At 62.9% G+C, this 25,929-nt stretch carries 18 protein-coding genes; 5 read left to right on the forward strand and 13 right to left on the reverse strand.

Annotated elements, in window-relative coordinates:
• Nucleotides 1-33: 33 nt before the first annotated feature.
• The 8 genes from xdhC to ACVNHC_RS11830 form a co-directional block, all read right to left on the reverse strand.
• Nucleotides 34-1,044, reverse strand: coding sequence for a xanthine dehydrogenase accessory protein XdhC (gene xdhC, locus ACVNHC_RS11795; RefSeq protein ID WP_457167399.1), 1,011 nt, complete (start codon nucleotides 1,042-1,044; stop codon nucleotides 34-36).
• Complete coding sequence (gene xdhB / locus ACVNHC_RS11800) at nucleotides 1,041-3,386, reverse strand: xanthine dehydrogenase molybdopterin binding subunit (protein WP_457167400.1); 2,346 nt, start codon at nucleotides 3,384-3,386, stop codon at nucleotides 1,041-1,043. The genes xdhC and xdhB overlap by 4 nt, the downstream gene beginning before the upstream one ends.
• On the reverse strand, nucleotides 3,370-4,854 hold the full coding sequence (gene xdhA, locus ACVNHC_RS11805) for a xanthine dehydrogenase small subunit (RefSeq protein WP_457167401.1): 1,485 nt from the start codon (nucleotides 4,852-4,854) through the stop codon (nucleotides 3,370-3,372). The genes xdhB and xdhA overlap by 17 nt, the downstream gene beginning before the upstream one ends.
• Nucleotides 4,855-4,857: 3 nt before the next feature.
• Nucleotides 4,858-5,208 (reverse strand): hydroxyisourate hydrolase, encoded by a 351-nt coding sequence (gene uraH / locus ACVNHC_RS11810; protein WP_019965688.1) that lies wholly within the window; start codon nucleotides 5,206-5,208, stop codon nucleotides 4,858-4,860.
• 148 nt (nucleotides 5,209-5,356) lie between these two features.
• Nucleotides 5,357-6,319: a LysR family transcriptional regulator gene (locus tag ACVNHC_RS11815; protein WP_457167402.1), complete on the reverse strand. Its 963-nt coding sequence runs from the start codon at nucleotides 6,317-6,319 to the stop codon at nucleotides 5,357-5,359.
• Between the two features lie 37 nt (nucleotides 6,320-6,356).
• Complete coding sequence (locus ACVNHC_RS11820; RefSeq protein WP_457167403.1) at nucleotides 6,357-7,337, reverse strand: quinone oxidoreductase family protein; 981 nt, start codon at nucleotides 7,335-7,337, stop codon at nucleotides 6,357-6,359.
• A 165-nt stretch (nucleotides 7,338-7,502) separates the two neighbouring features.
• Nucleotides 7,503-8,219: a CDP-alcohol phosphatidyltransferase family protein gene (locus ACVNHC_RS11825; RefSeq protein WP_050471835.1), complete on the reverse strand. Its 717-nt coding sequence runs from the start codon at nucleotides 8,217-8,219 to the stop codon at nucleotides 7,503-7,505.
• Between the two features lie 319 nt (nucleotides 8,220-8,538).
• On the reverse strand, nucleotides 8,539-9,465 hold the full coding sequence (locus ACVNHC_RS11830; protein WP_457167404.1) for a DUF2182 domain-containing protein: 927 nt from the start codon (nucleotides 9,463-9,465) through the stop codon (nucleotides 8,539-8,541).
• Between the two features lie 212 nt (nucleotides 9,466-9,677).
• Between ACVNHC_RS11830 and ACVNHC_RS11835 the strand changes: the two genes are divergently transcribed.
• Nucleotides 9,678-10,916 carry a UbiH/UbiF family hydroxylase gene (locus ACVNHC_RS11835; RefSeq protein ID WP_457167405.1) on the forward strand — a complete coding sequence of 413 codons (1,239 nt, stop codon included), beginning with the start codon at nucleotides 9,678-9,680 and terminating at the stop codon, nucleotides 10,914-10,916.
• Between the two features lie 781 nt (nucleotides 10,917-11,697).
• Nucleotides 11,698-13,866, forward strand: coding sequence for a putative bifunctional diguanylate cyclase/phosphodiesterase (locus ACVNHC_RS11840; RefSeq protein ID WP_457167406.1), 2,169 nt, complete (start codon nucleotides 11,698-11,700; stop codon nucleotides 13,864-13,866).
• Between the two features lie 964 nt (nucleotides 13,867-14,830).
• On the opposite strand, the gene ACVNHC_RS11845 is transcribed toward ACVNHC_RS11840, so the two are convergent.
• The 5 genes from ACVNHC_RS11845 to ACVNHC_RS11865 form a co-directional block, all read right to left on the reverse strand.
• A complete protein-coding gene (locus ACVNHC_RS11845; RefSeq protein WP_457167407.1) occupies nucleotides 14,831-16,069 on the reverse strand; it encodes a saccharopine dehydrogenase family protein in 1,239 nt (412 codons plus the stop codon).
• 59 nt (nucleotides 16,070-16,128) lie between these two features.
• On the reverse strand, nucleotides 16,129-17,226 hold the full coding sequence (locus ACVNHC_RS11850) for a carboxynorspermidine decarboxylase (protein WP_174235466.1): 1,098 nt from the start codon (nucleotides 17,224-17,226) through the stop codon (nucleotides 16,129-16,131).
• A 397-nt stretch (nucleotides 17,227-17,623) separates the two neighbouring features.
• The gene (locus ACVNHC_RS11855; protein WP_058899843.1) at nucleotides 17,624-18,076 is read right to left on the reverse strand and encodes a DNA polymerase III subunit chi; all 453 of its coding nucleotides are present in this window, start codon (nucleotides 18,074-18,076) and stop codon (nucleotides 17,624-17,626) included.
• Between the two features lie 635 nt (nucleotides 18,077-18,711).
• Nucleotides 18,712-19,332, reverse strand: a complete 621-nt coding sequence (locus ACVNHC_RS11860) for an FMN-binding negative transcriptional regulator (RefSeq protein WP_457167408.1) — start codon at nucleotides 19,330-19,332, stop codon at nucleotides 18,712-18,714.
• A 72-nt stretch (nucleotides 19,333-19,404) separates the two neighbouring features.
• Entirely contained in the window at nucleotides 19,405-20,904 is a 1,500-nt protein-coding gene (locus tag ACVNHC_RS11865; RefSeq protein ID WP_457167409.1) for a leucyl aminopeptidase, read from the reverse strand.
• A gap of 210 nt (nucleotides 20,905-21,114) precedes the next feature.
• Here ACVNHC_RS11865 and lptF point away from each other — a divergent pair, with 210 nt between their 5' ends.
• Genes lptF through ACVNHC_RS11880 form a run of 3 tightly spaced genes read left to right on the forward strand, consistent with a single transcriptional unit; the run spans nucleotide 21,115 to nucleotide 25,787 of the window.
• A complete protein-coding gene (lptF, locus tag ACVNHC_RS11870; RefSeq protein ID WP_186393380.1) occupies nucleotides 21,115-22,299 on the forward strand; it encodes an LPS export ABC transporter permease LptF in 1,185 nt (394 codons plus the stop codon).
• 5 nt (nucleotides 22,300-22,304) lie between these two features.
• A complete protein-coding gene (gene lptG, locus ACVNHC_RS11875) occupies nucleotides 22,305-23,396 on the forward strand; it encodes an LPS export ABC transporter permease LptG (protein WP_050475168.1) in 1,092 nt (363 codons plus the stop codon).
• Nucleotides 23,397-25,787: an LPS-assembly protein LptD gene (locus ACVNHC_RS11880; protein WP_058899846.1), complete on the forward strand. Its 2,391-nt coding sequence runs from the start codon at nucleotides 23,397-23,399 to the stop codon at nucleotides 25,785-25,787.
• The last annotated feature ends 142 nt before the right edge of the window (nucleotides 25,788-25,929 follow it).

Consider the following 25,929-nt stretch of genomic DNA (forward strand, 5'->3'; position numbering starts at 1 on the left):
GCCCACTCCACACTGCCCCTTCTGCCGTCGGGTTCACCCCGCGTTATTGACCGGCTTCTGCCCCTGCGCAAGAGGCTGATTGTATAGACCTTCCAGCTTTACTGCCTCATTTTTAATCAGGAGTTCAACCGCAACAGAGGCCGCGATGGCCGCCGGCAATTTCGACTTCACCCCACCCGCCCCGATGGGGCACACCAGCCCGCCAACCTGCCGTTCCGCGAGCCCCCGGCGGCGCAGGCGGCTCGTGAACCGCGCGCGCTTGGTCTCGCTGCCGATCACGCCGACATAGGCAAACCGGTCCTGCGCCAGTGCCGCCGCCACAATATCCTCATCCAGCGCATGGGAATGAGTCATGACGAGAATGAAGGCACTGTCCGGCGCATCCTTGAGCAAGTCCGCCGGCCGGCTGACGCTGACGTGGCGCAGATTTCCCGGCATCGCCGGTGGAAAAAAGTCCGGACGGCTGTCGATCCAGGTGATGTCGAACGGCAGCGGTGCCAGCGCCAGCACCACAGCACGGCCCACATGCCCGGCCCCGAACAGCCACACGGGCTGAAGCTCCAAGCCGAAGCGTTCGGTGATAACGCCATCCGCCAGCTGGAAATCCGGCCCGGCGGGCAGATCCCCCAGCACCTGCCGCTGCAGGGGCACGCCTTCCTGCGTGATAGCTGCCCGGACCGCCAGCTGTCCGCCGCGCTCCTCCTGCGCATGCACCAGCGCCCGCACGGGTTCGATATCCTCTGCCGTGAAATGCTCCAGCGCCAGATCGACGCGTCCGCCGCAGCACTGTCCGAGATCCGGTCCCAGCGACACACGGCGGAAAGCAAGCCCCCTTTGGCCTTCGCGTATGCCGGCAAGCGCCCAGCGGATCGCCTCGAACTCCAGCGTTCCGCCGCCGATCGTGCCGGAAATGCTGCCATCCGCACGCACGATCATGCGCGCACCCGTCTCACGCGGGGCGGATCCGGCCGATGCTGCGACGGTGACAAGGCAGCAGGCCCCACCTTCACGCAGCTCATCCAGAATCCGCCGCCAGAGGATCATCGCGCTCCTCCCGCCTGCCGCATGGCCTGTACCGCCTTGAGGATCGCTTCGGGCGTGGCAGGCGCGTCCAGCTGCGGCACGGTTCCGGGCCGCAGCGAGGCGACCGCATCGGTGATGGCGCAGAAGACGGAATTGGCCAGCATCACCGGCGGCTCGCCCACCGCCTTGGAGCGGTAGATCGTCTCCTCCGGATTGCCGGCGGAAGCATAGAGCGCCACGTTGAACTCGGCCGGCGTGTCGGAAATGGCCGGGATCTTGTAGGTGGAGGGAGCATGGGTGCGCAGTCGCCCCTGCTCGTCCCACACCAGTTCCTCGGTCGTCAGCCAGCCCATGCCCTGAATGAACCCGCCCTCGATCTGGCCGATGTCGATGGCCGGGTTGAGCGAGCGGCCCACATCGTGAAGGATATCCACCCGGTCCACGGTCATCTCGCCGGTCATGGTGTCGATGGTGACTTCCGCCGCCGCCGCTCCGTAGGCGAAATAGAGGAACGGCCGTCCGCTGGCGCTTTCCCGGTCCCAGGTGATCTTGGGGCTGGCGTAGAAACCAGCATCGGACATGTGAACTCGGCCCATGTGGGCAAGTTTCGCCAGTTCCGCCAGGCTCACCACATCGCTTCCGGCGCGCACCTGATTGTCCGCAAAGACAACGGATTCCGGCGAACAATGGAAGTACCCCGCCGCAAAGGCAATCAACCGGTCCTTGATGGCACGGGCCGCATTGCGGGCGGCCATGGCGTTGAGATCCGTGCCGGAAGAGGCTGCCGTCGGGCCAGTGTTCGGCACCTTGCCGGTGGAGGTGGCGGTGATGATCACCTTGTCGAGGGTGACGCCGAATTCCTCCGCCACCACCTGCGCCACCTTCTGATAGAGCCCCTGCCCCATCTCGGTGCCGCCATGGTTCAGCTGGATCGAGCCGTCGGTATAAAGATGCACCAGCGCCCCGGCCTGATTGAGGTGTTTGAGCGTGAAGGAGATGCCGAATTTCACCGGCGTCAGAGCCAGCCCCTTGCGCAGCACGTGATTGCGGGCGTTGAAGGCACGCACCTCTTCCCGGCGCTGCCAATAGGCCGAGGTGACCTCCAGCTGCTCCACGATGGTGTGCAGCGTCTGCCATTCCTCCACCACCATGCCATAGGGCGTCTGGTTGCGGGCCCAGTCATAGAAATTGCGCTTGCGCACTTCCAGCGGATCGAGCCCCAGCGTGATGGCGATGGCGTCGTTCATCCGCTCCGCCGCCAGCATGCCCTGCGGCCCGCCAAAGCCCCGGAAGGCGGTGTTGGAGCAGGTATCTGTGCGCAGGCGGCGGCTGCGGATCTGGGCGTCGGGATAGAAATAGCTGCTGTCCGCATGGAACATGGTGCGGTCCACCACCCCCAGCGACAGATCCGCCGAATAGCCGCAGCGGGCGAAGAACGTCATGTCCACGGCCCGGATGCGGCCCGTGTTGTCATGGCCAACCGTCCAGTCGACACGGAAGTCATGCCGCTTGCCGGTCATGATCATGTCGTCGTCCCGGTCGAGCCGCAGCTTGCAGGGCCGGCCCGTGACGCGGGCGGCGAGCGCTGCAAGGCAGGCCCACTGGTTCGCCTGCGATTCCTTGCCGCCAAAGCCGCCGCCCATACGGCGCACGTCGACCGTCACCAGCGCATCGGGCACGCCCAGAACCTTGGCCACCACATGCTGCACCTCGGTCGGGTGCTGGGTGGAGGAATGGACCTGCACGGCCCGCTCCTCGCCGGGGATCGCCAGCGCAATCTGGCCTTCGAGGTAGAAATGCTCCTGTCCGCCAATCTGGAAGGAGCCCGATTGCCGGTGCTCGGCGCTCGCCAGCCCCGCTTCCGGGGCACCGCGCCGGAACTGGTAGTCCGGCAGCACGGTCACATCAGCGGCGATGGCATCTTCAACGGAGATGATCGGCGTCTGCGGCCCGACATCAATCTGCGCAAGCCGCGCTGCGCGGCGCGCAGCATCCCGGCTGGTGGCAACAACGGCAAAGGCCACCTGACCGTAAAAGAGGATTTCCTTGTCAGCCAGAACGGGATCGCCGCCAAAGGAGGCCGAGCAGTCATTCAGGCCCGGCACATCGGCAGCGGTCAGCACCGCCACCACACCCGGCGCATTGCGCACGGCCTCAAGATCCATCGCCAGCAGCGGCCCGCGCACTGCATGGCGCGCCCAGCCCGGCACAACATGCAAGGTGCCCTGCGGCTCCGGCATGTCGTCGATATAGACCGCCGTGCCGGTGACATGCCGTTCGGCGCTGTCATGGGGCAGCGAGCGGTGCACATGGGTCAGCGCCTCTGCGCCTTCCGTCAGAGCGGTATCATGCGGCGCGTTCATGGTCGCCTCCTTCCGGCTGAAGCACGGGCAGGCGCACGGGCTCGGCAGGCCCGGCAATCTCCATCAAGGCCTTGGCCAGCAGCGAGCGGGCGACTTCCATGCGGTAGGCCGCACTCGCGCGCATGTCGGTGATCGGCTTGAAGTCCTCCTGCAGCGCGCGGATGGCCGCGCCCCAGGTAACGGGATCGTCGATGCGCGCTCCGGTCAGGGCTGCCTCTGCCCCCAATGCCCGGCGCGGGGTTGCCGCCATGCCGCCGAAGGCGATACGCGCAGCGGTGATTTCGCCCTCCACGACCGTCAGATTGAACGCCGCCATGACGGCGGAGATGTCCTGATCAAACCGCTTGGACACCTTGTAGCAGCGGAAATGCTGGTTGGCGCCCGGACGCGGCACGAAGATGCCTGCCACGAATTCGCCCGGCAGCCGGTCCTGCTTGCCATAATCGATGAAGAAGCTTTCCAGCGGCAGATCGCGCAGATTGTCGCCCTGCTGCAGCTCGATGCTGGCGCCAAGCGCAATGAGGGCTGGCGGCATGTCGCCGATGGGCGAGCCATTGGCGATATTGCCGCCAATGGTGCCGGACGCACGGACCTGCTTGGAGCCGATGCGCCCCAGCAGCACGCCCAGATCCGGCGCCAGAGCGCGCAACGCCGGTTCCGCCGCCGCATAGGTGGCCGCAGCACCGAGGATGATGCCCTCCTCGGTGGCTTCCACCCGGTCCATGCCGGCCACATGGCCCAGCCAGATGATGCGTGGCAGGGACTTCAGGCTCTTGGTGATCCACAGGCCCACATCCGTCGCACCTGCCACAAGGGTTGCATCTGGGAACTGGCTGTAGAGCGCGGCGAGGCCTTCCACCGTCGCAGGAGCCGCGAAGAAGTTATCGGTGGAACCGATGAACACATCCCGGGAATCGGCCAGCCGCCGCAGGGCCTCACGGGTTTCGGCCGCACGCCAGGAGAAGGCGTCATCCGCCGCCTCGAAGCAGCTGGCCAGCGCCGCGTCGATGATCGGCCGGTAACCGGTGCAGCGGCACAGGTTCCCCGCCAGCCATTCCGTCACCGCCTTGCGGCTCTTTTCCATGCCTTCGGCGTGATAGAGCGTGAAAAGGCTCATGATGAAGCCCGGCGTGCAGAAGCCGCATTGGGAGCCGTGCAGGTCGCGCATCGCCACCTGAACCGGATGCAGGCGGCCATCGGCGGCGAGATCCTCCACCGTCACCAGTTCCGCCCCGTCGATCATGCCCAGAAGCTGGATGCAGGCATTGACCGGCTGATAGGTCAGCCTGCCACCAATCACCCGGCCAAGCGCCACCGTGCAGGCGCCGCAGTCGCCCTCGCCGCAGCCTTCCTTGGTGCCGGTCGCCCTTTCGGTGAGGCGCAGATAGTCGAGCACCGTATCCATCGGCCCGATATCCGTGAGCTCCACCACTTTTCCTGCCCGCAGGAAGCGGATCGTGTCCCGCATGGCTCAGCTCCCCCTGTAGGTCGAATAGCCGTAGGGCGAGAGCAGCAGCGGCACGTGATAATGCTCGCGCGCATTGGAAATGCCGAAACGGATCGGGATCATGTCGAGGAAGGCAGGCTCTGTGACCGGCGCGCCGCTGGCCTTGAGGTAATCTCCGGCAAAGAACCGCAGCTCATAGATGCCGGGGCCGAATTCCGATCCTTCCAGGATCGCCCCATCGACCCGGCCATCAGCGTTGGTTTCCACCCGGCGCAGGCGCGAGGGCTTCGGCTCCACCGCCCAAAGCTCGATCACAAGTCCTGCCGCAGGCTTGCCCAAGGCGGTATCAAGGACATGCGTGGTCAGACGGCCCATTCTGCTCTCCCTCTCGTCCGGTCCCGGGGCTGCCGCGCGTCCGCAGGCCCGGGCTGGCTGGCGTCCCGCGCCAGCCGCAATTTCTCAACCCTGAGGTTGCCTTACTTTCCGGGGAAACAATAGAACCGATTAGGGGGCGGAGCGATGCCTAAATGGCATCAATCAACGGCAAGTGCTCTTTGATGGCGAGCATGGCATGATCGTAGAACATGCCCGGCGCCAGCCCCAATGCTCTGAGCGAGGATGTGACCACCGCCAGTCTGTCTGCCTGCAAAGGCGCATCGCTCAAGGGCCGGAACACCAGAAGCCCGCCGGTCAGATCTGCTTCAAGCCCGATCTTGGTCTGGAAGCTGACCACCGCCCCGCGCCTTGTCAGCGCCCGCATGAAACTGAGGGAATTGGCTTCCACATAGGTGCGGATGGTGCCCGGCAGGCGGGCGAGCGCCGCATCGATGCGGGTGCGCAGCGACAGGCCTTTGGCAGGCAGCGCCAGCGGATAACGCAGGCAGTCGGCCAGTGTCAGATCTCCGGCATGGCTGGCCAGCGGATGATCCGGCGTCATGACGGCACCGATCACCAGTTCATGGGCAAAGGCGGTTGTCAGCGCCGAGGTGCGCGGCGGATCGAAGGTGAAGCCGATATCCGCCTCCGCGCGCTCCACCATGCCGGTCGCCTGCAGGGCGCTGGTCACGGTCACCGAAACGTGGATGCCCGGATAGGATTTGCGGAAGGAGCCGATGATCTGCGGCAGGATCGAATCGGCAACGCTTTCCACCGTTGCCACCGACACGGTGCCGCGCCGCAGGCCCTTCAGCGCGTCCAGTTCCGCCACCGTGCCTTCAAAGTCGGAATAGGTGCGCCGCACATGGGCAAGCAGCACCTCGCCTGCCGGAGACAGGCGCAGGCCCCGGCCCAGCCGCTCGAACAGGGCGAGGTCCAGCGCTTCTTCCAGCCACAGGATCTGCCGGTTCACCGCCGACGAAGCGACATTGAGCTGGCGGGCCGCAGCGCGGATCGACCCGGCTTCGGCCACAGCCGCAAAATAGCGCATGGCGGGCGCATAGAGACTGCGCGACCGGTCAGGTTCGGCTGTCTTGCGCCCGGTTTCCATGCCCCCTCACCTTTTTCAGCCCGAAATGCCGCCAGCCTTATTCGGGCAGCATCACCGATGTGCCGGTGGTCCTGCGCTCCTCCAGATCCCGGTGCGCGGTGGCAGCATCGGACAGCTTGTAGCGCTGGTTGATCTGGATCGAGACGACGCCCTGCTCCACCACGTCGAACAATTCACCAGCCGTTTCCTCAAGGTCGGAACGGGCGGCGATGTGATTGAACAGGGTCTGGCGGGTGGCAAACAGCGAGCCCTTCTGCGCCAGCATGCCGATGTTGAAATCGGTGATCGGGCCGGAGGACTGACCGAAGGAGGCAAACAGCCCCATGAACTTCAGGCAGTCGAGTGAGCCGGGGAATGTGTCGCGGCCCACGGAATCATAGACCACATCGCAGCCCTTGCCGCCGGTGATCTCCTTCACCCGCTCGACGAAATTCTCCGTGCGGTAATTGATGACATGGGTGTAGCCATTGGCCTTGGCGAGTTCCGCCTTTTCGTCCGAGCCAACCGTGCCGATGACCGTGGCACCCAGATGCGCGGCCCACTGTCCGGCAATGAGGCCGACGCCGCCAGCGGCCGCATGGAACAGGATGGTGGAACCGGGACCAACCTTGAAGGTGCGGCGCAGCAGGTAGCGCGCCGTCATGCCCTTCAGCATCATGGAAGCGGCAACGTCACTGGCAATCGTCTCCGGCAGCTTCACCAGACGGTCTGCCGGAACAAGCCGCTCCTGCGCATAGGAGCCGAGCGGGCCGACATAGGCGACCCGGTCGCCCGGCGCCACGTGGGAAACGCCATCGCCCACCTCGGTCACCACGCCCGCGCCCTCGTTGCCGGGAATGAAAGGCAGGCCGTTCGGCGCCGGATAAAGCCCGGTGCGGTAATAGACATCGATGAAGTTCAGCCCCACGGCCTCATGGCGCACCCGCGCCTCACCCGACCCCGGCTTGCCCGGCTCGAAGGCTTCCCAGGTCAGAACCTCGGGACCACCGGTCTGATGAATGCGGATGGCATGAACCATGATGTCTCCTCCAGATCATTTGCGCCGTTACGGCAAAATCAGGCCCTGCCTGCGGGCCGCAGAAAGCCACGCCCTCGCAGGGCATTTCCGCGCGCAGGATAAAGGCAATACCGTTCAATGGGAAAGCCGCTTTCTGATGCGAAAGCGGCCCATGTGACCTTCCGGTCAGGCGTAGCGTTCCAGCGCCTGATGCACGGCAGAAACCGTCAGCAGGTACAGGCTGGAGATGCCGAAGACCCAGGCCATCGGCTCGCTGAGGGTCATTTCGTTCCACAGGCCGATGCCGGCGGCCGCAAGCCAGGCGGCGGTCATGACCAGCGTCAGCGGACGCCAGCGCTTGACGCGCACCGGATGGACGAAGCGCACCGGCATGAAGGTGAAGAGGCAGCAGGCCAGGACAACGGCGATGGTGAAGCCCTGCGAGGGCGACAGCAGCATCAGGCCGAAGACGACCATGTTCCAGCAGGCCGGGAAGCCCTTGAACGCCTTGTCGTGGGTCTTCATGCCGTTGTCGGCGAAATAGAGCGCACCGGTGAAGACGACGAGGCCGCCGCAGATCCAGTTCCACGGCCGGTCCAGCATGGGCCCGGCGGCCAGGGCGAAGGCGGGAAGGAACACGTAAGTGGCGTAGTCGATGACGAAATCCAGCGAGGCACCGGACCAGCGCGGCAGCCGTTCGGCGATGTTGTATTTGCGCGCCAGGGGGCCGTCGATGCCATCCACCACCAGCGCAAGGCCGAGCCAGACGAACATTTCCTGCCAGTTGCCGCGTGCGCCAGCCAGGAGCGCCGCAAGGGCAATCGGCGCGCCGGAGGCCGTCAGCACATGGATGAGGAACAGCGCCGGCACATGGGACCGCTTTTCAGGGGTAATGTCAGTCACGGCGTTCACTTTCCCTTTGCCCGGCCCGCCCTGCGGCAGTCCGGATGCCGGTGCCTTCAACGGCACATCTGTCCATGCTTTCACGCTTCTTGCGCGCGGCAGGCACAGATCCTGCCAGAACCGGTTCCTTGAACCGGATGCCGGCACGCCCCTGCCCGCATCCGTGACATAACACACGGCCGGCGCATTGGTTCCCACCACGCCCGGCTCACACCTGCGCAAGCAAGATCAATGCACCTGTTTGGGCAATATTTCAATATCATGACAGGCAGCAAAGCAGGATTTTCAGGAAATCCGGCGGATTTCTGCGAATTTCAGCTCAAATTTTCCCGCTGAGAAACAGCGTTGCCCCCATCAGCGAAGCCCCCCACAGCAGCAGGAAAACGCCCACGGCCTTGTAGAACCAGCGGCTCGGCAGGTTCTTCTCCAGCGCCATCACCGCCCCGAGCAGCCCCACCCAGATGATGTTCATGATGCCGACCGCGAACATGACGGTCATCAGCGCCCAGCAGCAGCCAAGGCAGGCCAGCCCCTGGATCAGGCCTTCCCGGTAGAATGCCGCCGCCGCACCGCCCGAAACAGGGCTGGACCAGCGCGGATACCAGCAGCGCAGGAGACAGGCCTGCTTGGCCGGGGTGAACTGGTACAGCCCGGCAGCAATCAGCGTGGTGGCCGAGAACACCAGCGACACCGGGGCCATCATGGACGACAGCAGGCCGTAATCCGTCAGCAGCCATTGAACCAGCGTCGCGGCGAGCGAATAGGCCGTCCAGATGGTGAGATAACCGAGCGCCAGCAGGCTGACCGTAACCGCGGCAGAGGGACCGGAGGCAGCATGGGCACGGCGCTTCGCATGCGACAGAAACACAGGCATCGCCGTGGGCAGCATCATGGCCAGCGTCATCATCATCCACATGAGGAAGACAAGCCCCGCTCCGCCCATACCCCAGTCCTCGGCCGGCATGCCGAAAGTGGTGGCGCCCGCTGGCAGGCACAGCACGGCCAGCGCAGCGCGCACGTCCTTCGGCAACCCGTCGAAAATATTGAAGGCGTTGAAGAGACCCATGCCCGGCCCGGCCTCGGTCATGTCCATGACCGGAACCATCGCCGCGACCACGGCGGCAAGGTAAAGCCATCCGGCCACCGCCAGCAGGCTGCACAGAAGGATGACGAGACGGCGTCCGCCGGATGCATCGCTGCCCCCGGTCTTTTCCCCCGCTTCCTCAGCCTTGACGTTCTCAGGCATTGGCGCACTGCTGCTCATGAGCATCTTTCCTGCCGTCCACCGGTCAAGTGTTCCGGCCCCTGCAGCGAAAGCACTTGCCTGTCAGTGCCATACCCCTTACCCCGGCGCGGGGCGCGACGCTTTGCGCAAGGTCAAGGCCTTGCATTTCGCTCATGGGGCACCATCCTGTCCTCAACAGGTCAAAAGATCAGGCCACAGATCGGGCAAGAGACATGAACACAGCTTCCGCCGCAGGCACGATGGACAAGGCACAGGATCAGAACCGCCACAGGGATTTTGACGCTGCCGTCATTGGTGCGGGGCCTTCCGGCATGGCCGCTGCCCTGCTGCTGGCCCGCAGGGGCTTGCGCACCGCTCTCGTCGCGCCGGAGGTCAACACGAAAGACGCCCGCACCACGGCGCTGCTGCAGGCCTCTGTCGCCTTGCTGGACGAAATCGGCGTCTGGGACAAGCTCGCCGCCCGGTCTGCGCCTCTGGCCCACATGCGCCTCATCGACGACACCCGCCGCCTGATCCGTGCACCCGAGACCACCTTCGATGCTTCGGAACTGGGACTGGAGGCCTTCGGCTACAATGTGCTGAACCGGGAGCTGAACGCAGAGCTGGAAGCCGCCGTCCTGAAGGCCGACGGCCTCACATGGCTCAAGACCCGCCTTGCAAAGCTCGAGCCTGCCGAGGCAGAGGTGCGTCTGACACTGGAAGACGGTGCCACGCTGACGGCGGCCCTCGCCGTGGGTGCTGATGGCCGCACCTCCATGGTTCGTCAAGCCGCCGGGATTGATGTCCGGGAATGGTCCTACCCGCAGATGGCGCTGGTGATGAACCTGGAGCATGACCGGCCGCATGGCTCGGTCTCCACCGAATTCCACACGCCCACCGGCCCCTTCACGCTGGTGCCGCTGCCGGGGCGCATGTCGTCGCTCGTCTGCGTCGTCACGCCGGAAACAGCCACGCATCTCAAGGCTTACGAAGATGGTGCACTGGCGCTGGAACTGGAACGGCGCGCCCATTCGGTGCTCGGCGCCTTCCGCATCGCCAGCCCCCGTCAGGTCTATCCGCTCAGCGGCATGATCGCGAAGAAAGCCGCCGCAAACCGCTGCGCCCTCATCGGCGAGGCCGCCCATGTGTTCCCGCCCATCGGTGCGCAAGGCCTCAATCTGGGCCTGCGCGATGTGGCCGATCTCGCCCGTATCGCAGGCGAGGCCAAGGCCCGTGGCGAGGATGTGGGCAGCGCTCTGACGCTCGCCCGCTATGACAGCGCCCGCAAGCCGGACATCACCAACCGCACCACGGCCGTGGATCTCCTCAACCGCTCGCTGCTGACGGACATGCTCCCCGTTCAGGCCCTGCGCTCCCTCGGCCTCTATGCCGCCGGCCGCTTCCCGCCCTTGCGCAAATTCCTCATGCGCGAGGGGATCACCCCCAAGGCAACGCGGCTTCTGCCGTTCTGAGGGGCGCTCGTTCCGCCACCATCCCCGTTTTCGTCATGCCGCGACTTGATCGTGGCATCCATTCCCTGAGCTCACCGCACGGGGACAAAACACGAATGATGCGCCGTGTTGAGAGGTAACGGCATGGGTGCCACGGTCAAGCCGTGGCATGACGGAGGATGGGGTGAGCGCACTGCTCACCTTAAGCCTTGCCCCTCGTACCAGGCTCCCCGCCCTCAACGGACAATCGCCCCGCCGCACAACCTCCCTCCGCACTGTCTCCCCGCACGGCACGCCCTCCCCGCTTTCGTCATGCCGTGGCATGACGGAGTGATGGGTTGAGCGCACTGCTCACCTCAAGCCTTGCCCCTCGTACCAAGCTCCCCGCCCTCAACGGACAATCGCCCCGCCGCGCTGCCTCCCCGCTGCACTGTCTCCCCGCTTCCGTCATGCCACGACTTGATCGTGGCATCCATTCCCTGAATTCACCGCACGGGGACAGGCGCGGAGGGACACCTGCATGCCACGGCCAGCCGTCACACCTCTGCGTCAAAGCTCAGGTTTCAGGCTCTGTCCTGCAGTAATTTCCGCTGCCGGGCGCGCTCAGGCAGCCCCGCACAAAATCAACCAAAGATATACCCCACAAACTGCACAACCAAATGCAGCAGACAGCCTGTCAAACACCTCAACGAAAACGCTGAACCAAAATGACATCAAACTGTCATGCCAATAATGTCGTTTATCATCAAGTTCGAGATGAGTTCTGCTCCGAATCCCGCCACCTGATTCTTTGAAAGAGATTATGACCCAAGCCGTTGCTTTTTCCCGTGATTTTACGGACGCCGTTATCGGCATGGAACAGGCAGCGGATGAAACCGGGATTTTCCAGGCGCTCCATACCGCCTGTGAACGGATGCTGGGGCCAACCCAGCTTGCCGGCTTCGTTGCGGCTCTGAACAGACGTTCCATCCGCCGGGCTTTCTGCGCCGGCATGACGGACCTGCCAGTGGAAACCGTCAGTGACTGGCTTGCGGATACGCAAAACCCGGAGCCGGAGCTGGCCGGGACCGCCAGCCTTGAGCGCCCGGTATTTTTCCGGCTTCACAGTGACGGGCAGATCATCGGCGGAGTTGTCCTGCGCTGTCCGCAGCTTGATTCCGGAAAGCAGGCCGTCCGGCAGAATCTCATCCGCCTGACAGACAGCAGCCTGCGCACGCTGCAGCGTCAGAAACTCACGCAGATGGTGCTGGAGGCACTGGAGCAAAGCGAGGAAGCCATTTCCTTTTATGATGAGGAAGATGGTGTGGTGTTCTCCAACCCGGCATACCACCGGGTCTTTCCGCATTATCCCGGGCGGCAAGGCCTGCTTGGGGCGCGGCACCTCGATCTCTACAAGCTCGACCTTGAGGCTGGCATCATCGATGATCCCCTCGCCCGCACCGATCCGGATGCCTATCTTGCCGGGCGTGCCGAGCTCGCCAGCACCCTCGTTGACCACCACAGGGAAATCCAGACCCTTGGCGGCAGGACCTATATCTATTTCCGTATGAAGTCCCGAACAGGCGCCACCATGTCGCGCCGTATCGACATCACGGAACAATGGCAGATCACGGCAAAGCTGCGCGAGCGGGAGCGTGAACTCAAGGAACTCGTCTACCGCGATGTGCTGACAGGTCTGCACAACCGTGCCTTCCTGCGCCAGCACATCACGGCCGTGTCGGCCAGGCTCGAGGCCGGTGCCATCAACGGTTTCGCCGTGCTGCTGATCGATCTCAATGATTTCAAGGCTGTGAATGATGCCTATGGGCATGACACCGGCGATCAGGTGCTCAAGGTTCTGGCAGAACGCATCGCATCTGCCGGTGGAAACGGACAAAACACCATCGCCCGGCTTGGCGGGGACGAATTCGTCATCGTGCTCGAAGACCAGACCTCCAGAATGGCTCTGCGGCAGTTGGCCCGCAAGTTGATCGCCAGCATCGGCAGCCCGATAGAATCCAACACGCGCGTCTTCCGCATGGGATGCAGTATCGGCATCGCCATTGCCACCGGAGACAGGGCCGGCCGCCGCGACATTCTGGTTGATGCCGATGTCGCAATGTACCACGCCAAGAGCCGCAAACCGAAACGCAGCGACTACGCCTTCTTCCGGCCGATCATGCTGGATGAACTCAACAGCCGCCGGAATCTGGTTGCCGCGTTGCGGACAGCCGTCTCGGAGCAGAAGTTCGAGCTGCACTACCAGCCCCGCTTTTGCACCATGACGCGCCGGCTGATTGGCTTCGAAGCGCTGTTGCGCTGGCGCAACCAGCACAACCGTCCCGTTCCGCCAAGCCGGTTCATTCCCATTCTGGAGGAAACAGGCCTGATCGATCAGGTCGGCGAATGGGTGCTTGCGGCAGCTTGCGAACAGGCCAGGTCATGGCCAGGTCATCTCAGCGTGGCCGTCAACGTCTCGCCGGTCCAGGTCGGCAATGCACGCTTTGCGCAAAAGGTCACGGATATCCTGGCACGGACCGGTCTGCCGGCACAGCGGCTGGAGCTGGAAATCACGGAATCGGTGTTTCTGGACAACGAAAAGGCTGCCGTGGAGCGGCTCAACGAATGGCGGGCCCTTGGCGTGCGGGTGGCGCTGGACGACTTCGGCAAAGGCTACTCGTCATTTGAGTATCTCAGCTGGGTGCCGGTCGACATTCTCAAGATTGACCGCAGTTTCATCGCCCGTTTTGATCCCAATGAGCCGAACCTGCGCGTCAAGGAGATCATGCGCAGCATCATAGACCTTGGAAAATCTCTCGGCATGCTGGTGATCGCCGAGGGTGTCGAAAGAGAAGACCAGATGGAGCTTTTGCGCAGCATTGGCTGCCCGCAGGTGCAGGGCTATCTTCTCGGCCAGCCCATGCCGCTTTCCGATGTTCTTCTTCTGCTGAACAGGACGTCTGCGCCAGTCTGCAGCCACCAGGCCGGATGATCACGCGGGCCGGTCCACAACGGGATTACGGCGCGCTGCCTCCCCGCACAACACGCCCTCTCAACTTTCGTCATGCCACGACCTGATCGTGGCATCCATTCCCTGAATTCACCGCACGGGGACAGGCGCGGATGGAAACCTGCAAGCTGCGCCGTATCGAGACGCAACGGCATGGGTGCCACGGTCGAGCCGTGGCATGACGGAGTGATGGTTGAGCGCTCTGCTCACCTCAAGCCTTGCACCGGGATCCCCGCCTCCATCGGACAATCCCCCGCCGCGCTGCCTCCCCGCACGGCACGCCCTCTCAACTTTCGTCATGCCACGACTTGATCGTGGCATCCATTCCCTGAACTTGCTGTCGGGGACAGGCGCGAATGGAAACCTGCAAGCTGTGCTGTATCGAGAGGCAACGGCATGGATGCCACGGTCGAGCCGTGGCATGACGGAGTGATGGTTGAGCGCTCTGCTCACCTCAAGCCTTGCACCTTGCACCGGGATCCCCGCCTCCATCGGACAATCCCCCGCCGCGCTGCCTCCCCGCACGGCACGCCCTCTCAACTTCCGTCATGCCACGACTTGATCGTGGCATCCATTCCCTGAGCTCGCCGCACGGGAACAAAACACGAATGATGCGCTGTGTGGAGAGGCAACGGCATCGATGCCTCCGTCGAGCCGTGGCATGACGGGGATGGGTTGAGCGCACTGCCTCCCCGCACGGCACGCCCTCTCAACTTTCGTCATGCCACGACCTGATCGTGGCATCCATTCCCTGAATTCACCGCACGGGGACAGGCGCAGATGGGAACCTGCAAGCTGTGCCGTATCGAGAGGCAACGGCATGGATGCCACGGTCGAGCCGTGGCATGACGGAGGATTGGGGTGAGCACCCAGTCCATATCCCCCCAATACAAATCAGGCCCCCGGTTTCCCGGAGGCCTGAGAGGATCTTGCGGTGCAGTCCGGGTCAGGCCGTGAAGGGCCGGGTGCCGGAGGCGTCCTTGATTTCGGTCGGCAGGCCGATGCGGTTGAGGATGGCGAGGAAGGGCTTGGGGTCAAGCTCCTCGACATTCTTCATCGTACCCACGTCCCAGGTGCCATCCGCGATCAGCATGGCAGCGGCGACCGGCGGCACGCCGGCGGTGTAGCTGATGCCCTGCGAACCGACTTCATTGTAGGCTTCCTTGTGGTCGGCCACGTTGAAGACGAGCACTTCGGCCGGCTTGCCGTCCTTCTTGCCCTTCACCAGCGTGCCGATGCAGGTCTTGCCGGTGTAGTCGGGCGCGAGCGAGGACGGGTCCGGCAGCACGGCCTTGACCACCTTCAGCGGCACGACTTCCACGCCTTCCGCCGTCTTGACCGGCTGTTCGGACAGGAGGCCGAGGTTCTTCAGCACGGTGAAGACGTTGATATAGTGGTCGGAGAAGCCCATCCAGAAGCGCACGTCCGCCTGCGGATAGTTGGCCGAGAGCGAATGCACCTCGTCATGGCCGGTCATGTAGGTCTGCTGTTCGCCGACGACCGGCATGTCCCAGACCTTGCCGACCTCGAACATCTTGTTCGACTGCCAGGCGCCCTGCTGCCAGGAATAGACCGTGCCGGTGAACTCGCGGAAATTGATTTCCGGATCGAAGTTCGTGGAGAACCAGCGGCCATGGGAACCGGCGTTGATGTCGATGATATCGATCGACTCGGGCTCAGGCACATATTCGTCGATGGCAAGGCGCGCATAGGCGTTGACGACGCCCGGGTCGAAGCCGACGCCCAGAATGGCGGTGACGCCCTTCTCAGCGCAGCGCTCGCGGCGCTGCCATTCGTAATTGCCGTACCAGGGCGGCGTCTCGCAGATCTTCTTCGGGTCTTCGTGGATGGCCGTGTCCATATAGGCGGCACCGGTCTCGATGCAGGCTTCCAGCACGGTCATGTTGACGAAGGCAGAACCGACGTTGATGACAATCTGCACGCCGGTCTTGCGGATCAGGTCCGCAACGGCGGCAGTGTCCATCGCATTGAGGACATGGGCTTGAAGAACGCCCTCGACCTTCAGGCTGCCTTTTTCGCGGACGCTGTCCAGAATCCGCTCACACTTCGCAACGGTGCGCGAAGCAATATGAATGTCGCCGAGCAGGTCGTTGTTCTGCGCACATTTATGCGCGACAACCTGCGCTACGCCACCGGCGCCGATGATGAGTACGTTGCGCTTCATTTCGCCCATAGTCCTCCTTGGGTCTCTAAGGGTTGTACAGCCTCAGTGTGAGGCTGAAATCACGACAGGGCCGCCGTGAAATCGTCATAGGTGAAGTCGCGGGCAAGGCGCACGGAGCCATCCAGCTCCTTCACCGCAATCGCCGGCATCTTCACGCCATTGAACCAGTTCTTTTTGACCATCGTGTAGCCAGCCGCATCCTGAATGGAGAGCCGGTCACCGGCAGCCAGCGGCTTTTCAAAGCGGAACTCGCCGAAAATGTCGCCCGCAAGGCAGGACTTGCCGCAGACCATCCACTCGTGATCACCCGCATTCGGCTCGACCTTGGCGCTCTGCCGGTAGATCAGCAGATCCAGCATATGCGCCTCGATGGAGCTGTCGACGATGGCAAGGTTCTTGCCGTTGTGCAGCGTATCCAACACGGTCACTTCCAGCGTGGCGGACTTGGTGATCGCCGCCTCGCCGGGCTCCAGATAGACCTGCACTTCGTTTTCGCCCGCAAAGCGCTTCAGCCGCTCGGCAAACTTCTCCAGCGGATAGCCCTCGCCGGTGAAATGAATGCCGCCGCCGAGGCTGATCCATTCCATCTGGCGGATGAGGAAGCCGAAGCGCTGCTCGATATGGCCAAGCATGCCGTCGAAACGGTCGAAATCGGCGTTCTCACAGTTGTTGTGGAACATGAAGCCGGTGATCTTGTCCGCGACCTTTGCGATCGTCTCCGGATCGTGCTCGCCAAGGCGCGAGAACGGGCGGGCCGGGTCAGCGAGATCAAAGTCCGAGGTCGAGACACCCGGATTGACGCGCAGGCCGCGCACATGGTTCGCCGACTGGCTCTCGAAACGCTCCAGCTGGCCGATGGTGTTGAAGATGATCTTGTCGGACGAGGCAATCACCTCGTCGATCTCATCCGGCGCATAGGCCACCGAATAGGCGTGCGTCTCGCCGGGGAATTTCTCCCGGCCGAGCTTCACCTCATAAAGCGAGGAAGAGGTTGTGCCGTCCATGTAGTTCGACATGAAATCGAACACGGACCAGGACGCAAAGCACTTGAGCGCCAGCAGCGACTTTGCGCCGGAGGCCTCACGCAGCCATGCGATCTTCTCCATGTTCGGCAGAAGCTTCGACTTGTCGATCAGATAATAGGGGGTGGAAATCATCTCGTGCCCTTTGCGGATCCGGTCCTGAGGACAGGGACAAAACCTGTTGGGGGGCTGTTACCCCCTTTGGGCGCAACACTCAATGAAAATCGGTACCCGGCGATGAATTACGCGCCTTTTCCTTGCCCTGGGGCAAATAGCAGCAACATCAGCGCAAGGCCTCACACCGGAGGCCTTGGTAAAAAAGAGAAAGCTGCGGCAGCTGCAACGCAAGAAAAATTCAAAACTGATTTTCAACACATACCGCAGCACAGGGCTGCAGGCAGCGGCGATGCAGCAAAACGAACGGGTTTCAGAAGGTTACAAAAGCAGCGGCCGCGTTTTTCTTGAGCCAGCCAATGAAACCGGTGCGAGCCTTCCGGCACAACAGGAGGAGCGGGCGTTGAAAAGCTCACCGTCAGGCCTTGCGCTCCCAGCCGCCGCCATCGCGCTGCTGCCAGTAGGTGACCTCGGCCCCCTGCCCCTTGAACAGCTTCCAGTGCTGGCGCGCATCCGCCAGAGCCTCATGATCGTTGCCATCGAACAGGACGACGACGCGGCCATAGCCCTCGATGGGCGGCGGCGCGGCCCGGTCCACCAGAAAGCGCACCTCGGCCCCGTTCGGATTGTCCGGCCCTGTGGTCAGGAACACCGGCTGATGCTCGGGGAAGCCGTCGGCGATGGTACCGTGGGGCAGAAACTCATGATCGGAGAAACTCCACAGATGCGCATCCAGTGCGGCGCAGCGCTCATCCGAGCCGCATTGCACCACGACTTTCCAGTCCCGTTCCAGGCATTTCATCAACAGGCCCGGCAGCACGTCTTCCAGCGGCTGACGGGTCAGGTGGTAGAACAGGACTTCCGTGCTCACTGATGATTCCTCACATGATTTCCGGTGCGCTTGCGGCCTTCCGCGCAGCGCGGTGAAAAGTTGCGGGTTATCCCCGGCAGCGCCCCAGCCTGCCATGCTTGCGCCACGTTTGCAGACCTTTTTGCCCCGCCCGCCGCGCAGGCGCCCCATTGGTGATGCGCAGGTGCAACATCACCGGGCAATAAGCGCAAAACGTGCTGTGCCGGAATGGACATGCGGACAGACATCTAGCATTAACCGCTCGCAAATGCGCGGCCGGTATGGTGAAGCAACCGGAAAACATTCAGGTCGATTCTGAATGAACCGGCGCAGAAGTGTCAGGGCCGTTTGCGGCCATTTCCCCGGGGGTTTTCATGCTTGTTCGCGTTGCGTTGTTCTTCACCATGGTCATGGGTCTGGCCGGAGCAACGGCAGCACTGGGTCTTGTGGTGACGGAGAACACCACGCAGTGCCAGACCTACAAGGCCTGCTGAGCCCCTGAACCGGGCATGACGCGGGTCTGCAGACCTGCTGCATCCTGTGAAGAAGCGTTTTGATAACCCGCCGGAAAACCGGCGGGTTTTCTGTTGAGATGCTGTGGATAACGCGTACCGCCTTTGACCTGCGGCGCCGTTGAGATTGGATCCTGAAGACCCTCACTCCCCGCTCTTCCGGCGCATTGCAGCAGCAAGGTGATCAACGCCGCGTGCGGCAAATTCCTGCGCGACGGCTTGGCGGTTTGCCTCGGGATGGTTCTGGTTCAGCTTGGACTTTGCCTCGATCCGCAAGATGGAGATTTCCAGCGCAACGATCTTGCTGATCATGTCCTCAAGATAGTCGGCCGGGGCATCGCCCATCTTCCAGGCGCCCTCCCCGTTCAGCGGTTTCTCGAAGCGGCTGGTCAGAAGGCTGACGATCCGGCGCTTGGCCGCCGCCTCCCGCAGCCAGCGAATATGGCCGTGGACATGCACCACCTGATAGTTCCAGGTCGGCACCGCCCGGTGCGTCTCGGCTTTGCTGGGGTACCAGTTGGGGCTGACATAGGCATCGCCGCCCCGGAAGATGGCCAGCACCGGCGCACCGTCCGGCACCTCTTCGTGCATCGCATTGGCCAGCGCCACATGGCCGGCGAGCCTGTCCCCGGACAGCAAAAGCGGCAGATGGTTGGCGCAAAGTCCGCCCGGCGTGTCAGCCACCACCGCCGCCAGCGGAAATGTGCTGATCAGGCGTTCGATTTCATCGGGATCGGCTTCGGCAAAATGCGCGGGCGTATACATCGCGTCCCCCGGCGGAAGTGGAACCGGGGCGGCAGCAGCTGGGCCGCCGCCCCAAAACAGCTAGGAGCTGTGTCAGCCTTCGTAGTGGTCGCGCACCAGCTGGTCGAGCAGGCGCACGCCGAAGCCGGACGCCCAGCCCTGGCTGATCTCGTCCTTGACGGAGCCCATCGCCGTTCCCGCCACATCCAGATGCGCCCAGGGCACATCATTGACGAAGCGCTGCAGGAACTGTGCTGCCGTGATGGAGCCAGCGGTGCGCCCGCCGGTGTTCTTCACATCGGCATTGGGGGTGTCGATCAGCTTGTCATAGGCCTTGGACAGCGGCAGGCGCCAGACGCTTTCGCCGGTCGTCTCGCCAGCGGCAAACAGGCGCTGCGCCAGTTCGTCGTTGTTGGAGAAGAGGCCTGCATTCTGGTTGCCGAGGGCGATGATGACGGCGCCGGTCAGGGTGGCCAGATCAATCATGAACTTCGGCTTGAAACGCTCCTGCGTGTACCAGAGCGCATCGGCCAGCACGAGACGGCCTTCGGCATCGGTGTTGAGGATCTCGATGGTTGTGCCCGACATGGCACGCACGATGTCGCCGGGACGCTGGGCGTTGCCGTCCGGCATGTTCTCGACGAGGCCGATGATGCCGATGACATTCACCTTGGCCTTGCGGGCCGCCAGCGCATGCATCAGGCCGGTGACGGCAGCTGCGCCGCCCATGTCGCCCTTCATGTCTTCCATGCCGGCCGCCGGCTTGATGGAAATGCCGCCGGTGTCAAACACGACGCCCTTGCCGACGAAGGCGACCGGGGCTTCATCCTTCTTGCCGCCGTTCCAGCGCATGATGACAAGGCGCGGCGGGCGGACGGAGCCCTGGGCCACGCCAAGAAGCGCTGCCATCTTCAGCTTCTTCATTTCCTTTTCGGTGAGGATCTCGATCTCCACACCCAGCTTTTCGAGCTTCGCAGCGCGGTCCGCGAACTCCACGGGTCCGAGCACATTGGCCGGCTCATTGACCAGATCGCGCGCCAGCAGCACGCCGTCACCGACAGCTTCCGCATCGGCAAAGGCCTTCTTGGCAGCCTTGGACTCCGGGCCGATGATGTTGAGCGTCAGCTCGACCGGCTGGCCGTCCTCATCCTTCTTCGTCTTGTAGGCATCGAAGCTGTAGGAGCGCAGCTTTGCTCCAAGCGCGAACTGGGCGGCGGCCTTGGCGCTCACCTCGCCGCCGCCGGGCAGCTCCAGATAGACGATGGCATCGGCAGCACGGGCGCCGGCCAGCGCCGCCTGCACGGAACCGCCCAGCTTCAGCCAGTCGGTATCCTGCATGTCCTGCGCCTTGCCGAGGCCGAAGACGAAAAGACGGTCGAGATCAAGCCCGCCGGGCGCCACGAGATCCAGCTTCGAGCCGCGCTTGCCCTTGAAGCCGCCGGCACTGGCCGCACGGGCAAGACCACCCGGCAGCGCATCCAGCAGGCCTGCGGCCAGCGGACCGGCGGCCAGAGAATCGTCAGCCAGAACGACAGCGGCAGGAGCCGGCGCAGCGGAGGCCTTGCCGAATTGGATTTTCGTAAGCTTGTTCATTTTTCCATCTTGGGTTCACTCGCCCGTAAAAGACGGGCCAGGATGCGGTAAATTCCAGCAATGTGGCCTGATATGCCTTGTGCAGCAAGCCTTTGCCGAATAAATCTGCAATCGGGCAGTCTGCTGCAGTCCGGCATCCGGCGGCTTTGAAAGGCCATGATCGGGTGGAACAGGTCTGCGGTTGAACCGCGTTGCAGTCCGGCAGAGAGCATGAAGACACTCGAACGTTACATCATCCGCCGGTCCGTTTTCGTCTTTACGATGACCCTCGCGGCCATGACCGGCGTGGTGTGGGCGACCCAGGCCCTGCGCCAGCTCGATCTGGTCACGTCCAAGGGCCAGACCATTGTCCAGTTCATCTCCATCACGATGCTGGCGATGCCGTTTCTGGTCGTCATCGTGGCGCCTTTCGCGCTGATGATTGCCCTGATCCTCGTTCTCAACGCCCTGTCGAGTGACAGCGAGTTGATCGTCATCAATGCCACGGGCGGCTCCCGTTATCTGGTGCTCCGGCCAGTTCTCATCTTCGCGCTCGGCATCGCCCTCTTGACGGGCGCCATGTCGCTTTACGTGGCGCCGGAGGGGCTGGCACGGCTGCGCGATGAAATCACCCGCGTGCGGGTCGATCTTGTGGCGAATATCGTCAAGCCCGGCCGCTTCATTTCCATGGCCGATGGCCTGACATTCCATATCCGCAACCGCTCCGGTGATGGTGCGCTGGATGGGCTGCTGCTGCATGACACACGCGATCCGGCCACGATCTTCACCTATGAGTCCGAGGTCGGGCACATTGTCGAGGTGCAGGGGCTAACGCTGCTGGTGATGCAGAACGGCACGATCCAGCGCCGTCCGAAGACGAGCGGCGACATCTCGATCGTCCGCTTCCAGTCCTATGCCTTCGACCTGTCGAGCCTTGTTCCGGAAGCGGTTGAGCCAGTCTACAAGGCCAGCGAGCGCTCCACATGGGCTCTCATCAGCAATCCGGCGCCTGACGAGTTTTCACAGCGGTATCCGGAGCGGATCGCGGCGGAACTTCACAACCGTTTCAGCCAGCCGCTTTATGCCATTGCCTTTGGCCTGATCGTCTTTGTCTTCCTTGGCCAGGCCCGCACCACGCGTCAGGACCGCGGGCTTGCGCTGCTGGGAGCGCTTGGCGGCTGCATCCTGCTGCGCACGGCAGGCTTTGGCGCGACATCGCTTGCAAGCGGCTCGGCTGCGATCATCGCGGCCTATTATACCGTGCCGGTGCTCGGCATCGTGCTGCCGGCCTGGTTCATTCTCCAGTCCGACACGGGGGCGGCCCCCCGCTGGCTTGCAAAGCTGGTTGAACGCATGACAGACTTCGGCGAGCGCCTGCAGAACCGTCTCAGCCGCCGCCTGTCGAAGGGAGCCTGACCGGAATGCTTGGGCCGACCCTCTCCCTTTATTTCTCCCGCCGGTTCCTGCGGTCCATCCTCGGACTGTTCCTGCTGGCTGCGATCCTGATTTTCCTGTTCGATGTGCTGGAACTGCTGCGCCGTGCCGGTGAGCAGGGTGATATTTCCGTGCTGCGTGTCAGCATCATTTCACTGCTGCGCGTGCCGCTGCTGCTGGAACAGGTCATCCCCTTTGCCGTCCTTTTCGGCTCCATCTCCGCCTTTGTCACCCTGAGCCGCGGCCTGGAGCTGGTCGTCACCCGGGCGGCGGGCATTTCGGTCTGGCAGTTCGGCGCACCGGCCGCTCTGGTGGCTCTCGTGCTCGGCGGCCTGTCGGTCGTGCTCTACAATCCGGTCGCCGTATGGATGCAGCAGCAGTCCGACAGGGTTGCCGCGGGTCTTTTCGGCGGTGAGGACAGTTTCCTGCTGCAGACGACCAACGCGGTGTGGATGAGGCAGGATGGTCTTGACGGCGAATCAGTGCTCAATGCGGAGCAGCTGCTGGCACAGGGCACGACGCTGCGCGGCGTCACCGTCTTCACATTCAACCGGCAGGGGCGCTTCGATGAGCGGATCGAAGCCCGTGAAGCGGAGCTGAATGACGGCTATTGGGTGCTCAAGGACGCGGTTGTCTACCGCACCAATGCCGATCCGCAGCGCCACAACACCTATCAGGTCAGCACATTCCTGACGCCGACGGAAGTGCGCGAGAGCATTGGCTCACCCGAATCAATTTCATTCTGGAACCTGCCGCGCTTCATTGAACTGGCCAGCCGCGCCGGTCTTCCGGCCTATCGGTATACGCTGCAATATCAAACGCTTCTGGCTCGTCCCCTGCTTTTATTGGCGATGGTGCTCATCGCAGCAGCAGTTTCTTTAAAGGTTTCGCGCTTTGGTGGTCTCGGAAAGATGATTCTGGGTGGAATCGCCGCCGGGTTCGTGCTTTACGTTCTCTCTGAGCTCGCACGCGATCTCGGAGGGGCCGGTATCGTCCCCCCAGTGATCGCTGCTTGGGCCCCGGGAGTGTTTGGAGTTCTCATGGGTTTGACGATCCTGCTCAATCAGGAAGACGGCTAGATGGCGAACAAGATGCGTCTCAAGCCGGGCCTCCTGAATTCGGGTGCCTGTGCCCCGGTTCGCGGACTTTTCATCCGCGGCCTTGGTACCGTTATTGCCTGCTCACTGATCACCGCTCCCTGGGCCGCGCCTGTGGTTCTGGCGCAGTCGCCCGCGTCTGCGTCCGTCTCTGCCAACGTGAATCCCAACGCGGAGATGCTGCTGGAAGCGGATGATCTCACCTATGACTACGACCGGGACAAGATCCTGGCGCGCGGCAAGGTGCAGATCTTCTATGACGGCTACACGCTGGAAGCGGACGAAGTCATCTTCGACCGCGGATCCGGGCGTATGTTTGCCAAGGGCAACGTCAAGATGGCGGAGCCGGATGGCAACATCGTCACGACGCAGGAAATGGAACTGACGGACAACTTCGCCGAAGGTTTTGCCCGCTCATTGCAGGTGGATTCGCCCCAGCGCACACGGTTCATCGCGGAAAGCGCGAACCGTGAAGGCGGCAACGTGACCACCTTCAACAACGGGCTCTACACCGTCTACACCCGCCAGCCGGCTGAAAAACCGCCGCTATGGCGCCTGCGTGCCCAGAAGATCGTCCACAATCAGGAAGAAAAGGTTATCCGGTTCGAGGATACCCAGCTGGAGTTCTTCGGCACCCCGATCGCCTATGTTCCCTACCTGTCGATGCCGGATCCTTCGGTCAAGCGGAAGTCCGGCTTTCTGACGCCCTCGGGCTCGGTCTCGTCCAACCTGGGTTACGGCCTGACCGTTCCCTACTACTGGGCGCTTGATCCCCATTATGATCTGACCGTCTCCGCGACCGGCTTCACCAAGCAGGGGGCGCTTGGAACTGCCGTTTGGCGGCAGGAGCTTGAGGGAGGCAAGTACCTTATTTCAGGTGCGCTGATTTCGCAGCAGGATCCTTCGGCCTTTACGACATCCAGCGGCAACCGGCGCTGGCGCGGCGCCTTGCACACCGAGGGCAACTATGTGCTCTTTGACAGCTGGTCGCTGGGGTGGAACCTCACCTACAAGTCCGACCGGGCTTTCCTGTCGGACTATTCGCGCGCAGAGCTTGGCAGCACCAGCGACGTTTCGCAGGTCTCCATCAGCCGGTACAAGGACCGGAACGCTGCCAGCATCTATGCCTACGCCTTCTCGATTTCGCAGGAAGATTACAACACCACGACAAACGCACCGATTGGTCAGTTTGCGAAGGTGGGGTCGAAGCTGCAGGACAAGCAGCCGTTCGTCTTCCCGGTGGCTGATGTCAATTACGTGTTCGACCAGCCGATTGCGGGCGGCGAACTGTCTTTCGACAGCAACTTCACAAGCCTGACCCGGGCTGAGACTGACGCCTATTCCGTCAACGGCGTGAACCGCTACCGTGGTGTGGACGGCACATTCTCGCGCTGGAGCGTGAACACCCAATGGCGGCGGACCCTGATCGATCCGATCGGTCAGATGTTCACGCCCTTCGCCTATGTACGCGGCGACCTGTTCTTCCTCGGCTCGCAGGACAAGAACGTGACCCCGCTGACGGATGAAGCCTTTGTGGGCCGCGTCCTTCCTGCCGTCGGCATGGAGTACCGCTATCCGTTCATTGCCAGCTTCAACGGCGGCAACCAGATCTTCGAACCGATCGCGCAGATTATCGTGCGGCCGGATGAGCAGAGAATCGGAGAGCTGCCGAACGAAGACGCCCAGAGCCTTGTCTTCGATACGACCACCCTGTTCGAATATGACAAGTTCTCGGGCTATGACCGTGCGGAAGGCGGCACCCGTGCGAACCTTGGCTTCAGCTACAAGCTGCAACTGGACAGTGGCGAGTATCTGAGCACCCTGTTCGGCCGGTCCTTCCATCTGTCGGGCCGGAACTCCTTTGCCAAGGCAGATCTGTTCGGCTCTTCGCTGGATTCCGGTCTTGATACACGCCAGTCGGATTATGTGGCCGGCTTTGCTCTGGACACACGGCGCGGTGTCACGCTTGGATCACAAGCACGCTTTGACAGTGATGATTTGTCCTTGCGGCGCCTTCAGATGCAGGCAACGGGATCCTATGGCCCGGTTGTCAGCACTCTGGCCTATGCCTTCCTCGACAAGCAGCCCAATCTTGGCATCGACAAGAAGCGGGAAGAGATCCTGGCCTCCAGCAGTCTGCGGATTGCAGAGAACTGGCGGCTGTTCGGCGGCGTGCGCTATGACCTGAAGAATGAGAACATTGTTCAGGACTCCGGCGGCCTTGGCTATGATGATGAAGGCTTCTCCATGTCGCTTTCCTATCAGCAGGACCGCAGCCGCAACAATGGCGAGACGGTGAACCGGACATTCTTCTTCCGGTTCGGCCTGCGCACGATTGGTGACACGCAGGTCTCCAGCAGCGGCGGCCTGTAAACCATTCAGGGCAGCAGGTTTCTGCTGCCCTGCAAGCTTGTCCATGACGTGGCATTTTTCGTCTTGATGCGTTCACGAAATGGTGGCCAGCACTTGCGTAAACGGCTCAATTTGGCCATTGTTTCAGGGCATTGCGTGGATA

The sequence above is a fragment of the Pannonibacter sp. Q-1 genome, assembly GCF_054073275.1.